The organism is Chitinophaga sp. S165, from assembly GCF_003182155.1.
Lineage (GTDB): Bacteria > Bacteroidota > Bacteroidia > Chitinophagales > Chitinophagaceae > Chitinophaga.
Genome location: NZ_QGTG01000008.1, coordinates 14,994 through 29,808, shown reverse-complemented (window position 1 = coordinate 29,808; position 14,815 = coordinate 14,994). Strand labels below are relative to the sequence as shown.

11 protein-coding genes are annotated in these 14,815 nt (G+C 46.9%); all 11 read left to right on the top strand.

Annotated features, from left to right (window positions below):
* Window positions 1-32 precede the first annotated feature (32 nt).
* The 11 genes from C7475_RS25070 to ftsZ all read left to right on the top strand — a co-directional run bounded on the left by C7475_RS25070 (window position 33) and on the right by ftsZ (window position 14,799).
* Window positions 33-410, top strand: coding sequence for an FtsL-like putative cell division protein (locus tag C7475_RS25070; RefSeq protein ID WP_233259956.1), 378 nt, complete (start codon window positions 33-35; stop codon window positions 408-410).
* A 20-nt stretch (window positions 411-430) separates the two neighbouring features.
* A complete protein-coding gene (locus C7475_RS25065) occupies window positions 431-2,536 on the top strand; it encodes a penicillin-binding protein (protein WP_110056165.1) in 2,106 nt (701 codons plus the stop codon).
* Between the two features lie 4 nt (window positions 2,537-2,540).
* A complete protein-coding gene (locus C7475_RS25060; protein ID WP_110056164.1) occupies window positions 2,541-4,007 on the top strand; it encodes a UDP-N-acetylmuramoyl-L-alanyl-D-glutamate--2,6-diaminopimelate ligase in 1,467 nt (488 codons plus the stop codon).
* Window positions 4,008-4,082: 75 nt separating this feature from the next.
* Complete coding sequence (mraY, locus tag C7475_RS25055) at window positions 4,083-5,333, top strand: phospho-N-acetylmuramoyl-pentapeptide-transferase (protein WP_110056163.1); 1,251 nt, start codon at window positions 4,083-4,085, stop codon at window positions 5,331-5,333.
* Between the two features lie 2 nt (window positions 5,334-5,335).
* Window positions 5,336-6,676 (top strand): UDP-N-acetylmuramoyl-L-alanine--D-glutamate ligase, encoded by a 1,341-nt coding sequence (murD, locus tag C7475_RS25050; protein WP_110056162.1) that lies wholly within the window; start codon window positions 5,336-5,338, stop codon window positions 6,674-6,676.
* 56 nt (window positions 6,677-6,732) lie between these two features.
* Window positions 6,733-7,926, top strand: coding sequence for an FtsW/RodA/SpoVE family cell cycle protein (locus tag C7475_RS25045; protein WP_110056161.1), 1,194 nt, complete (start codon window positions 6,733-6,735; stop codon window positions 7,924-7,926).
* Between the two features lie 26 nt (window positions 7,927-7,952).
* Window positions 7,953-9,047 carry an undecaprenyldiphospho-muramoylpentapeptide beta-N-acetylglucosaminyltransferase gene (murG, locus tag C7475_RS25040; RefSeq protein WP_110056442.1) on the top strand — a complete coding sequence of 365 codons (1,095 nt, stop codon included), beginning with the start codon at window positions 7,953-7,955 and terminating at the stop codon, window positions 9,045-9,047.
* 22 nt (window positions 9,048-9,069) lie between these two features.
* Window positions 9,070-10,461: a UDP-N-acetylmuramate--L-alanine ligase gene (gene murC / locus C7475_RS25035; RefSeq protein WP_110056160.1), complete on the top strand. Its 1,392-nt coding sequence runs from the start codon at window positions 9,070-9,072 to the stop codon at window positions 10,459-10,461.
* A gap of 17 nt (window positions 10,462-10,478) precedes the next feature.
* Window positions 10,479-11,564, top strand: coding sequence for a cell division protein FtsQ/DivIB (locus C7475_RS25030; RefSeq protein ID WP_110056159.1), 1,086 nt, complete (start codon window positions 10,479-10,481; stop codon window positions 11,562-11,564).
* Window positions 11,561-12,964: a cell division protein FtsA gene (gene ftsA, locus C7475_RS25025; protein ID WP_110056158.1), complete on the top strand. Its 1,404-nt coding sequence runs from the start codon at window positions 11,561-11,563 to the stop codon at window positions 12,962-12,964. The genes C7475_RS25030 and ftsA overlap by 4 nt, the downstream gene beginning before the upstream one ends.
* A 143-nt stretch (window positions 12,965-13,107) precedes the next feature.
* A complete protein-coding gene (ftsZ, locus tag C7475_RS25020) occupies window positions 13,108-14,799 on the top strand; it encodes a cell division protein FtsZ (protein ID WP_110056157.1) in 1,692 nt (563 codons plus the stop codon).
* Window positions 14,800-14,815: the final 16 nt, after the last annotated feature.

Below are 14,815 nucleotides of genomic sequence, written 5' to 3'. Positions count from 1 at the left end.
GTAACATTGGCTTAGTAGCATAAATAACAAAAGTGTTGCAGGAAGAAGAAGCATACATATCAGAGCTTGACGAAACCCCGGAAGAACAACAACCGGAACAGCACGAACACAAGAAGGAATGGCGACTCCGTATCAACTACAGGGCCATTACGCAGAACATGCCCTTCATACTGTTCCTGTCTGTACTCGCGCTGATATATATCGCCAACAGTCACCTGGCAGAAAAAAAGATCCGGCGCATCAACAAACTTGGCAGGGAGATCAAGGAACTCAAATGGGAGTACCTCAACGTAAAAAGCGAATTGATGTTCCGTAGTAAAATGAGCGAAGTAGGCAAAGCAGTAGATCCCCTGGGACTAAAACCGCTTAGCTCTCCGCCACAGAAAATTGAACTGGAGAAAAAGGAATAACCTTTTATACATAACAAACAGTGGAAGTAAAGAAAGACATATTGTGGCGTGTGTATCTGTGCTTTATCGGCATGGGACTGTTTGGTGTGGCAATCCTCGTAAAAGTGTTCATGGTACAGAACATTGAGGGCAACTACTGGCGCAGCATGGCCGACAGCCTGCACACCCGCTACGTTTCCCTGGACGCTGACCGCGGCACTATTTACTCGGAAGAAGGCAGAATGCTTTCCACTTCCATTCCTTACTTCAACCTGAGGGTGGATTTTGCTGCTGATGGCCTGAAGGAAAATAAAGGAAAGATCTTCAAAGACAATGTTGACTCATTGTCTATCCGTCTTTCCGGCCTGTTCGGCGATCATACGCCTGCTGAATACAAACGTATCCTGCAGGACGCATACAAGAACAAGGACAGGTACTTCCTCCTGAAAAAAGATGTACAGTTTGTCCAGTATCAGGCAGTCCGCGACTTTCCCATGTTCAGACTCGGAAAGAACAAAGGCGGCCTGATCGCAGAAACAAAGAACAAACGCATCAACCCCTTCAAACTATTGGCTAACCGTACAATAGGATTGTCAAGGGAAAATGCTCAGAACGTAGGTCTAGAAAGGACCTACGATAACTATTTAAGAGGCGTTACCGGTAAAAGACTGATGCGCCGTATCGCCGGTGGAACATTTGTTCCCGTGGAAGGATACGATATCGAACCTGAAAACGGACGTGATATCGTCACCACCATCGACGTCAACATGCAGGACATCGTAGAAACAGCGCTCATGAACATGATGGTGAGCAATGAAGCGCAACACGGCACCTGCATACTGATGGAAGTGAAGACCGGTAAGATAAAAGCTATTGCCAACTTAGGCCGCCAGCCCGATGGCAGCTACTGGGAGGACATGAACTATGCCTTACAGGTGGGCGAACCAGGTTCCACCTTCAAACTGGCTACCGTGATCGCTGCACTGGATGACCAGTACGTTTCCATGAACAACCAGGTGAACCTGAACGAAGGCCGCTGGCAAATTGGAAGGAGAACAGTGTTTGATTCCGAACCTCACCCCGGACAAACGAACGTAAGCATCAAACATGCTTTCGAACTGAGCTCCAACGTGGGAATGGCAAAGCTGGCCATGCAGTGTTACGCAAAAAGGCCCAATGACTTTGTGGCGCATCTGCGTAAGCTTAAACTGGACAAAGCCACCGGCATCGACCTCGTAGGTGAAGGCAAACCCGTGATCAAGAATACCAAATCAAGGACATGGAGTTCCACCACCCTACCCTGGATGGCCTTTGGATATGAAGTGTTAATAAGTCCGTTGCAAACCGCCATGTTGTATAACGCAGTGGCTAACAACGGCACCATGATGAAGCCTTACCTGGTAAACTCCATCATGGAATATGGTCAGCCGGTGAAATACTTTGACCCGGAAGTAGTACTGGACAGTATCTGTTCACAAAACACCTTAAGGCAGGTGAAGCTCATGCTGGAAGGTGTAGTAACTAACGGTACCGCCAGATCGCTCTGGTCGCCATATTACAAGTTTGCCGGTAAGACCGGTACCGCCCTGGTAGCAAATGGTAAAGAGGGTTATGCAAAGAAGATCTACCAGTCTTCATTTGCAGGGTACTTCCCGGCCAACGACCCGCAGTTCACCTGCGTAGTGGTGATCAAGAACAAACCGGAGGCGGCAAAGTTCTACGGAGGTGCAGTAGCAGGACCAGTGTTCCGCGAAGTGGCAGACAAGCTGTACGCGATCGCGCTCGAAAAACAAAAGCCAATGCGCGCTACCCTGGCAATAGACACATTGCTGGCCTTTAAAAACGGACAGGGACGCGAATGGAAAACAATATTGAACAAACTGAACCTGCCAATGCAGGGGAATGTGAACAACAGCAGCTGGGTAAGCGCAAAAGTGGATGATAAGAAGATCACTTTTGCAGCAGTACAGCAAGTGAAAGGCGGAGTGCCCAATGTAACAGGGATGGGATTAAAAGATGCACTGTACCTGTTGGAAAATGCGGGATTGCGTGTGATCATCAAAGGAGCAGGTAAAGTGACAAACCAGTCAATACCAGGGGGCTCCCAATTAGAAAGAAATCAGACAATCGTAATAGAACTGAGCTAAGAGAATGAAGACGCTGCGTGACATACTATACAATGTGAGCATCCGTGAGGTACACGGCAGTACTGATACTGCTGTTAACTCGCTGAGCATAGACTCCCGGGCCATTGGTCAGGGAGACGCCTTTATTGCAATTAAAGGCGTACATGCGGATGGTCACCTGTTTATAGATAAAGCCCTTGCACAGGGCGCCGCAACGATCATCTGTGAAGAACTGCCGCAAAACCTGGCAGAAGGTGTTACCTATGTGCTGGTCAACAGCAGCGCTACTGCTGCCGGTGTCATTGCAGGTAACTTTTACGATAATCCGTCTCACAAACTGAAACTGGTTGGCGTAACAGGTACCAATGGTAAAACTACCATCGCTACCCTCCTGTTCCGCCTGTTCAGTAAACTGCGTTTCCATTGCGGACTGCTGTCTACCGTCCAGAACCAGATCGGCGATAAGGTCGTTCCGGCCACACATACAACACCCGATGCTATTCATCTCAATGCCTTACTGGCCGAGATGGTGGATGAAGGTTGCGAATATGTGTTTATGGAAGTCAGCTCCCATGCGGTACATCAGCAACGTATCGCCGGACTGAAATTCACCGGTGGCATATTCAGCAACATCACGCACGATCACCTGGATTACCACAAGACCTTTGATGAATACATCAGGGTGAAAAAAGCCTTCTTTGACGGACTGCCGGCTACTGCCTTCGCACTCACAAACCTGGATGACAAGCGGGGTAATGTAATGTTGCAGAACACACGCGCAAAGAAACAGTCATACAGCCTGCGCACAGTAGCTGATTTTAAGGGTAAGATCCTTGAGAACAACCTGACAGGACTGATCATGACCGTCAATGAAAAAGAAGTGCATTTCCGCCTGATAGGTGAATTTAATGCATACAACCTGCTGGCAGTATATGGCGCCGCTATATTACTGGGACAGGATAAAGACGAAGTACTGCAGGCACTCAGTGACCTGTCAGGCGCTGAAGGCAGATTCGACTATATCATGTCCGCACAGGAAAAGATCATCGGTATTATTGATTATGCACATACACCTGATGCACTGCTGAATGTACTGGCCACTATCAAGAACCTGCGCAAAGGCAACGAGCAGGTTATTACAGTAGTAGGCTGCGGCGGCGACCGCGATACGGCTAAACGCCCCGTTATGGCAGCAGTTGCGACAGAACACAGCGATAAAGTGATCCTCACTTCTGACAATCCACGCTCGGAAGATCCGGTAGCTATCATTCATCAGATGGAAGCCGGTATACCAGTACATCAGAAGAAGAAATCACTGTCTATCACCGACAGAAAAGAAGCCATTAAAACGGCCGTCAGCCTGGCAAACCCGGAAGATATCATCCTGGTAGCCGGTAAAGGCCACGAAAAATACCAGGATATCCAGGGAGTGAAACATCCTTTCGACGATAAACAGGTGTTACGTGAAATGCTGGAATTAATGGGGAAATAACAACAATGCTAAGACAACTAACGAAACCGGACCTGTAAGTAACGACTACAGGCAAGACTGAGACTAACTAACTATATGCTATATTATTTATTTAACTATCTCAAATCATTAAACTTCAGCGGCAGCGGGATGTTCCAATTCATCACCTTCCGTGTTACAATGGCATTGCTGCTGTCGTTAGCGATTTCTTTGCTGTTAGGTAAGAGCATCGTTCGTTACCTCCAACGCAAGCAGATCGGGGAAACCATCCGTGACCTCGGACTTGCAGGAGAGAACTCCAAGAAGGGTACCCCTACGATGGGTGGTCTCATCATCCTGTCTTCCATTCTTGTTCCTACGCTCCTTTTCGCCCAGATCAAAACCGTGTACGTATGGCTGATGCTGTTGTGTACTGTATGGTTAGGACTGATCGGGTTCCTGGACGACTATATTAAAGTCTTCAAGAAAAATAAAGAAGGTCTGGCTGGTAAGTTTAAAGTACTCGGACAGATCGGTCTGGGTATCATTATAGGCAGCACTCTGTATTTCAACGAGAACGTAGTGATCTCCCGCGAAATCATCAGCGGTAATAAACTCGCTTCTTATGAAAGAGATGTGCACCACAAAGAAAGGGTTACAAAAGATGGTCACCGATTCGTGGATGTAAAAACACCGATCACCACTATTCCTTTTGTAAAGAATCATGAGTTCAACTACGCCAAACTGATATCCTGGATGGGTGAAGGTGCAGAAAAATATACATTCATCCTGTACATCCTGGTAGTAATAGTGATCATCACCGCCGTATCGAACGGGGCCAACCTGACGGACGGACTGGATGGACTGGCAACGGGCGTTTCGGCAGTGATAGGTGTGTGTCTTGGCATCTTTGCTTATGTATCGGGTAACATCCAGTTTGCGGAGTATCTGAACATCATGTACATCCCTAACCTGGGTGAGTTGTCCATCTTCATTGCCGCCTTTGTAGGTGCGTGTGTGGGCTTCCTCTGGTACAATGCTTATCCGGCCCAGGTATTCATGGGTGATACCGGCAGTCTTGCGCTGGGTGGCATCATTGCTTCCATCGCCATTATCGTAAGGAAAGAATTACTGATACCTATCTTCTGTGGTGTGTTCCTGGTAGAGAATCTCAGCGTAGTGCTGCAGGTGTCTTACTTCAAATACACCAAAAAGAAATACGGAGAAGGCAGGCGCATCTTCAGGATGTCTCCCCTTCACCACCACTACCAGAAGCTGGGATATCACGAAAGTAAAATTGCAACAAGGTTCTGGATCATTACCATTATCTGTGCAGCAGTATCTATAGCAACGCTGAAAATGAGATAAACATGCAAAAGAAACTCATCATACTCGGAGCCGGCGAAAGCGGTATCGGTGCAGCCCTTCTGGGCAAGCAGCAGGGGTATGATGTATTCGTGTCTGATGGCGGTGCTATAAAAGACATCTACAAACAGGAACTGGCGGTCAACCATGTTCCGTTTGAAGAAGGAAGGCACTCATGGGACCTGATCCTGAACGCCGATGAGATCATAAAAAGTCCGGGCATACCTGAGAAGAGCGAGTTAATGAAGAAAGTGCGTGAAAGACAGGTGCCTGTGATCTCCGAAATAGAATTCGCTTACCGGTTCAGCAAGGACAGCAAGGTCATTGCCATCACTGGTAGTAACGGCAAAAGCACCACTACTGCGCTGACGTTCGACATCTTCGAAAAAGCAGGACTGAAAGCAGCAATGGTGGGAAATATCGGCCTTAGTTATGCAAGGCAGGTAGCCACTGCACCGGCGGATTACTATATCGTGGAAGTGAGCAGTTTTCAGCTGGACGATATCAGGGAATTCAAACCGAATGTCGCCATTCTGCTAAACATAACGCCGGATCACCTGGACCGTTATGACTACAAAATGGAGAACTATGTGGCGTCAAAATTCCGCATAGCGATGAACCAGGGACCGGAGGATTATTTCGTGTATTGCATGGATGATCCCGAGATCATGGATTATTTAAGGAAGCAAACTATTTATTCAACAACAATACCCTTTACTATCATGGAACCATTAAAGCAAGGAGGATTTATGGCAAACGAACAGGTGAACATCCAGGTGAATGATGAGCCAATGATCGTATCAATGTATGATCTTGCGCTGAAAGGCAAACATAACTTGTATAATTCAATGGCAGCGGGTATTGCAGGACGCACCATGGACATCAGGAAAGAGAAGATCCGCGAGAGTCTTACCTCTTTCAAGAGCCTGGAGCACCGCATGGAGTATGTAGCTACTGTGCGCGGAGTGGATTTCATTAATGATAGTAAAGCAACCAACGTAAACTCACTGTGGTTTGCATTGGAAAGCATGGAGAACCCTGTAGTCCTGATCATGGGAGGTGTGGACAAAGGCAACGACTACAGCGCTATTCGTGATCTGGTAAAAGAAAAAGTAAAAGCAATCATCTGTCTCGGTGTTGACAATGCTCCTATCCAGGAAGCATTATCCAATGATACACCGGTGATGATAGATACACGCAATATGAAGGACGCTGTTCAGGCAGCATTCCACCATGCAGCGAAAGGAGATGTAGTATTGCTCTCCCCTGCCTGCGCCAGCTTCGATCTGTTTAAGAACTACGAAGACAGGGGCAAGCAGTTCAAGGAGGCAGTCAAAGAACTGTAACCGGCTTATAGTCTGAAAATAATACACTCAGACTACAAGCGCCAAAAAAGAGGGAAATGGACGTACTTCATAGGACAAAAGGAGACAGAGTGATATGGACGATCGTGATCTTCCTGTCACTGGTAAGCCTGCTCGCTGTTTACAGCGCCACGGGATCGCTGGCGTATCGGGAACAGGGAGGTCATACGGAGTACTATCTTTTCAAACAGCTGAGTGTACTGGCAATGGGGCTGCTGATCATCTATTTTGCACACATGGTGAATTATACGATTTACTCACGTGCGGCACAGATAGGGTTTATAATCTCTATACCATTACTGATCTACACACTGGCATTCGGACACAACATCAACGATGCCAGCCGTTGGATACGGCTACCAGTTATCAACCTGACATTCCAGACATCGGACGTGGCCAAGCTGGCTATATTCATGTATGTAAGCAGACAGCTGTCTAAACGTCAGCATGTTATCACCGATTTCAGGAAAGGCTTTTTGCCTATCATTATTCCGGTGAGTATTATCTGTGTGCTGATCATGCCTGCGAATATGTCCACAGCATTGCTGCTGGGCGCCAGTTGCATGATACTGTGCTTTATAGGCCGGGTACCTATCAGGTTCCTGGCTTCAATGGTCTTAGCTGGAGTGGTGTTAGTACTGATGATGTTTGCCATTGCGAAGCTGACAAATATGGAGATGCGTACGCAAACATGGGTTAACAGGTTCGAACATTTCTTTCATGAAGACAATGCAGAACAACCTTACCAGGTGCAACAGGCCAATATTGCGATTGCAGGTGGAGGCGTACTGGGAAAGGGTCCTGGCAACAGCACACAAAGAAATTTTCTTCCTCACGCATATAGTGACTATATATATGCAACTATTATCGAGGAGTATGGTATCTTTGGCGCCTTTTTGATATTGATGGCCTATATGTTGCTACTGTTAAGAAGCATCCGCATATACAGAAAATGTCCTTACGCATTTGGTGCATTTCTCGCAGTAGGTCTCAGTATCACACTTGTAATACAAGCGCTTACGAACATGGCGGTGAATGTGGGATTATTCCCTGTAACAGGGGTCACATTACCGCTGGTAAGTATGGGAGGTTCTTCCGTGATCTTTACCAGCCTCGCCATCGGAATCATACTTAGCGTATCACGCAATGTAGAAGAGTTGGAAGGTAAGAGAATTGAACAGGAACGGATCGCAAAGGTGATGGAAGAAAACGGTATGCAACCAGCAGCTTAAAAGACTTAACGCAAAAACAATAAATGATGCAACGCAGAATAATCATAGCAGGTGGCGGAACAGGAGGACATATCTTCCCGGCTATTGCTATTGCCAATGCGTTGAAAAAGATAGATCCGGAAACGGAGATCCTTTTTGTAGGCGCCAAAGGAAAGATGGAGATGGAGAAAGTGCCGCAGGCAGGCTACAAAATAGAAGGACTTGAAATAGCCGGATTTAACCGTAGTAACATGTTGAAAAACCTGTTGCTGCCATTCAAAGTAATTAAGAGCCTGGGACAGGCGCGCCGCATTATCGAACGCTTCCAGCCGCAGGCTGTGGTGGGCGTTGGCGGTTATGCCAGCTTCCCTATTCTGCGGAAAGCGCAGAGCAAAGGCATTCCGACGCTGATACAGGAACAGAACTCCTTCGCCGGTAAAGCCAATATGATATTAGGTAGAAAGGCAAAGAAGATCTGTACCGGATACGAAAGCATGGAGAAGTTCTTCCCTGCCGATAAGATCATATACACCGGCAATCCGGTGAGAAATAATATCACGCAGTCGTCCGTAACAAAAGAAGACGCATTGCAACACTTCGGACTGAAGAGCGGCAAACAGACCGTATTCGCAGTAGGTGGCAGCCTCGGGGCCAAAGCTATCAACGAGGCGTTGCATCCGCTGCTGTCCAGCTTTGTAGAAAAAGATATCCAGCTGATCTGGCAAACAGGTAAGCCATACTTTGAAACAGCAAAGAGCGCAGCGGCAGCATATGCATCTCACGTGAAAGTGTTTGAATTCATCAACCTGATGGACTTTGCCTATAAAGCTGCAGACGTGGTGATATCACGTGCAGGCGCACTGGCCATTGCTGAGTTGTGTGTGGTGAAGAAACCGGTAATATTCGTACCATATCCCTTTGCAGCAGAAGATCATCAGACCTTCAACGCGCAAAGTCTCGTGAATAAAAAAGCAGCCCTCATGATCAAAAATGATGATGCGGCCGCACAATTGGGTACAACGTTATTCAGTCTCCTGCAGAACAAAGCACTGCTGGAGCAACTGCAGGAAAATATCGGCAAACTGGGTAATACCAATGCTGATATGGTTATCGCAAAAGAAGTAATGGGATTAATAGGGTAATCAGTAACACGTAATTGAAAAAATGGATCTGAACAAAATACAACGCGTATACTTCATCGGAATCGGTGGCATCGGCATGAGCGCCATTGCACGCTTCTTTAACGAGAAGGGTGTACATGTAAGCGGTTATGACCGTACCGAGACTGCGCTTACCCGCCAGTTGGCCGAAGAAGGCATGCAGATCCATTATACTGACGATGTGAAGCTGGCAGATAAACAGGCTGAGTTAGTAGTGTACACTCCTGCTATTCCAGGCACCCATTCAGAACTGATCTGGTTCGTTCAGCAGGGATATGAAGTAGTGAAACGCAGTGACGTATTACAGGAGATAACAAAGAACCTGTACGCCATCACAGTAGGCGGTACACATGGTAAAACCACTACCTCCACCCTGATCGCACATATACTCAGGCATACCGGTTATGGCTGTAACGCTTTCCTCGGAGGTATCAGCGCCAACTATGACCGTAACTTCTGGAGCAGCAACAAACAGGTTGCAGTGATAGAAGCAGATGAATATGACCGTTCATTCCTGAAACTGCATCCTGATGTGGCAGTACTGACCGCTATCGATGCAGATCACCTGGACATTTACGGAACAGAGAAAGAAGTACAGGAAGCATTTATACAATATACCCGGAACATCAAGGCGAAAGGCACATTGGTGGCTAAACTGGGTTTAGAACGCGCTGATGAACTGAAGGGCGATAACCAGCTGTGGTATCACCTGGATGACAGCAAAGCGGATATATATGCTGCCAACATACAACCAACAGACGGCGGTTACTTCTTTGATGTGATACAGAAAGACTGGAAACTGACTAACATCTACCTTCCTGTCGGCGGTACCCACAACATCGAAAATACAGTAGCAGCTATTGCGGTAGCACACCTGCTGGGCATTGAAGAAGATAAGATCAAAGCAGCTATCGCTGACTTTAAAGGCATCAAACGCAGGTTTGAATACCTCGTGAAGAACGACTACCAGGTGTATATCGATGACTATGCACATCATCCGGAAGAGTTACGCGCACTGATCACCAGCGCACGTGCCTTGTTCCCCGACAGAAAAAGTATCGTACTGTTCCAGCCGCATTTGTACACACGTACACGCGACTTTGCGGATGGTTTTGCAGAAAGCCTGTCGCTGGCGGATGAAGTGTTGTTACTCCCGATCTATCCGGCCAGAGAATTACCGATAGAGGGAGTACACAGCGAAATGATAGCAAAGAAGATCAGTAAGCCCGTTCAAGTGATACAAAAAGAGGACGTCTTACCCTGGATAAAAGCGAACAGCGCTCCGTTATTCATCACAGCAGGAGCGGGAGACATTGACCAGTTCAGGGAAGCGGTACAGGAAATATTGAATGGAAAAGGCATCATAGACAATGAAGAAGTAAAGAAGGACGCATAAAAAAAGTATAACACCCAATGCAAACCAAAACCCGTAAAGTATTAAATCGAATCGGCACCACGCTGATGTGGCTGGGCGTACTGGCGGGCTTTGTTGTCATCCTGGTAGCAGCAGTCAATGACAAGAACGATGGTAAGTGCACAGGGATCGTTGTGAAATTGCAAGGCGATGACGCTAACTTCTTCATCGAGGAAAGAGACATTAAAGCACTGATAGCAAAAGACAAGGATTTAAACCCTGTCGGCAAGCCTATCAAGAATATCAATACAGCTAACCTGGAAAGGATCGTATCACGTGATCCCTGGGTAAAAAATGCAGAGATATTCATTGACAACCAGCGTAAGCTGAACATAAAAGTAACACAGCGGGAACCAGTAGCGCGTGTATTCACGACAACCGGCAACAGCTTTTACTTTGACAGGGATGGAGACCGCATACCGGTATCTGCCCGTTATGCCGCCCGGGTACCAGTGTTCACAGATTTTCCGACAGACGCTGTAAAGCTGAAAACGGCAGACAGCACACTGGCAGCAGGTATCATGACACTGGGCAATTACATCATGGAAGAGCCTTTCTGGTCTGCACAGATAGAACAGGTAGTGATCACTCCGGGGCGCGAGTTTGAGATCATCCCGAAATTAGGCGACCATGTCATCGCTTTCGGAGATGGGACCGACGTAGACAAGAAGTTCAGCAAGCTGCTGGCGTTTTATAAAGAGGGACTGAATAAGGTGGGCTGGAACAATTACGCAAGGATTAATGTTGCTTATGAAAATGAGGTAGTATGTACGAGAAGGAATGGTGAGGAGTTATCAAGAAAACTGGCATCTGCAGATAGTGCACGCATTGCCGGAAATGATTCCTCTGCGAAATTCCTGATACACCACGATGAAGTAACGCAAGCAGAAACAACATCGATGATGAAGACACCTGCAAAAGTGGTAACACCGAAGCCCGCAAAGGCTAAAGTAACAACACCTAAACAGGTAGCTTCAAAGGCCAAGGCACAAAAGAGTGCGGCGCCCGCTAAACCGGGACCGAAAGCAGTGTATAAGCCGGTTAAAAAATCTGTCAACACAACAAAAAATAATAGAACGCCATGAATCAGGAAGCTCCCATCATTGTAGGTCTCGACATTGGAACTACAAAGATTGCTGCCATCGCAGGAAGAAAGAATGAATACGGGAAACTGGAAATCCTGGGATTTGGTAAGGCCCCGTCTTTCGGTGTTCAGCACGGAATGGTGCTGAATATTGATCAGACGATCAAAGCTATTCGCCAGGCCCTGGAAAACTGCTACGCTTCTAATCCGAATCTCGAGATCAATGAAGTATATGTTGGTATTGCAGGACACCACATTAAGAGTCTGCAAACACGCGGTGATATTGTAAGAAGTGATACCGACGCTGAAATTTCGCAGAAAGACATTGATCAGCTGATCAATGACCAATATAAAACTGTGATTCCCGCCAGTGATCAGATCATTGACGTGATACCACAACAGTATATCGTGGACAGCCTCCAGAACATCACCTACCCTATCGGTATGTCAGGTGTTAAGGTCGGCGCTAACTTCCACATCATCACCGGCGATAAGAACGCTATCCGTAACATCAACCGTAGCGTGGAAAAATCCGGTCTGAAAATACATGACCTGGTACTGCAGCCACTGGCGTCTGCAGCAGCAGTGATGTGTGATATGGACTTCGAAGCAGGTGTTGCTATCGTAGACATCGGAGGTGGTACGACAGACCTCGCCGTGTTCTATGAAGGTATCCTGAAACACACAGCCGTAATCCCTTACGGTGGTGAGAACATCACCAACGATATCAAGAACGGTCTGGGTGTATTGAAAACACAGGCAGAACAGATGAAAGTGCAGTTTGGTTATGCATTGGCTGATGAGGCTAAGAATAACGCTTACATCACTATTCCTGGTCTGCGTGGTCAAAGCCCGAAAGAAATATCTGTAAAGAACCTGGCACACATCATACAGGCACGTATGAGTGAGATCATGGACTTCGTGGTGTATCATCTGAAACAGATCGGTATGGACAATAAAATGCTGAATGGCGGTATTATCCTGACCGGTGGAGGTTCTCAGCTGAAACATCTGATACAGTTAACTGAATATACTACCGGTGTTAGCGCACGTATCGGTTATCCGAACGAACATCTGGCGAGCGGTCATATCGACGAACTGACCAAGCCAATGTATGCTACCTGCGTAGGTCTCATCCTCAAAGGTTACAATGATTATGAGAACGATCGCAGAGCACTGGAAGATAATTATGTAAAGATCAATACCAGTTACCTGGCTAAAGAGCAGGCGGCAAACGCAGCTGCGCTTGAAGAAGATTCCTGGGAAGACGACGAGCCCACTGTTGAGCAGATACAGGAAAGGAAAGTAAAAGAACGGAATGCTTCGCTGAAAACATTCCTGGACAGGATGAAGACAAAGATCATAGACATGTTCACGGAAGAAGAAGATGCGAAACTTTAACAGGGTATTGTCGGTATATGGCGCAATTGTTGCAGCCATAAACGATTTAAAAATCAAGTAATTAATAACGGGATAATTAATAAAGTAAGAAAGATTGTGGGCATTATTAATTATACTAACTAACCCATAAAAGAGATAGAGTCATGATACATTTTGATCTTCCCAAAGAAAAATCTTCCATCATCAAGGTGATAGGCATTGGTGGTGGTGGGAGCAATGCGGTGAACCACATGTTCAACCAGCGCATTGAGGGTGTGAATTTTATCATCTGCAATACCGATGCACAGGCTATTGCAAACAGTCCCGTGCCCAACAAAATACAGTTGGGACCACATTTAACACAGGGGCTGGGTGCTGGCGCCAATCCACGCATCGGTGAACAGGCGACGGAAGAGTCCTTTGAAGAAATCAAAAAGATCTTAGAGGTGAATACCAAGATGGCCTTCATTACTGCAGGCATGGGTGGTGGTACCGGTACCGGTGGCGCTCCTATCATTGCACGTATATGTAAGGAGCTGGGTATTCTTACGGTGGGTATTGTTACAACGCCCTTCTCTTATGAAGGGAAAAAAAGGATGGCGCAGGCAGATGAAGGTGTCAGCAGATTGAAAGATTATGTTGATACGCTGCTCATCATCTCCAATGACAAGCTACGCCAGAAATTCGGCGACCTGAAATTCAAGGCTGCTTTTGAAAAAGCAGATAACGTGCTCGCAACCGCAGCAAAATGTATCACCGATGTGATCAACTCAACTGGTCAGATCAACGTGGACTTTGCCGACGTTTGTACCGTTATGCGCAATGGTGGCGTGGCCATTCTTGGTGCAGCTACTTCAGAAGGCGAAAACCGTGCACAGAAAGCGATCGAAGAAGCACTCACTTCTCCATTGCTGAATGATAACGATATCCGTGGTGCTAAATGGATTCTGATCAACATTTCCTCTTCAGAAGGTGAGTTTGAACACACCCTCGATGAAATGGATACGATCCAGGCATACGTACAAAGCCAGGCTGGTGAGGATTGCGACGTGATCCTCGGTGTTGGTTATGATTCCACCCTCGACCGCAAGTTGGGCGTGACGATCATTGCTACCGGTTTTGAACAGAAACCGATCCAGCAGGTAAAAACGACCCCACAGGATCCTTCCCAGGAACAGCCTAAGATTGTAATGCAGCTGGGCCAAGATGGTGATGAAAAGAAAATGAATAATCAGCAACAGACATTATTCGTTGAACCGGCGGACCTGATGGCGCCCCGCCTGGTAGAACCTGTGGTAACTCAGCCTGCAACAACCTTCACTCCTCCTGCCCCTCAGCAGCCGGAAAGGCAAAGCTTTACGCTCAATGTTGAGCCGACAGCTGCCGCTACCCAGCCAATGGCAGGTTACGGAACAAGTGTAAATGTAATACAGCCTAATCCTTCAGCCGGTGGCTACCCTGCAGGACCTGCATACATCTACATAGAACCGGGAACGAATGCTCCTGCTTCCCCTGATGTTCCGGAAATGAAGATCGTATTCAGAGAAGAAGACCAGGCACCGGAAACGCCTTCAGATATTCAGCTGCAGGCTTTCGAAGAACAATTGGAAGAACAGAAACGCAAACAGGCGGAACGCGTGGCAAAACTGCGCAGCATCAGCTTCAATGTGAAAGGCATAGACAACAACACAGAAATAGAAAACGTTCCTGCTTACATCCGTCGTAATATCAACCTTGATAACGGCGCAGGTTCTGCAGAGAACTTCTATTCTAACTATACTATTTCCGACGGTCAGAATAACCAGGCAGAAATCAATACGATTAATACCTTTTTAGATGGGAAAAAACCCGATTGATCTATTCGGACGTTTG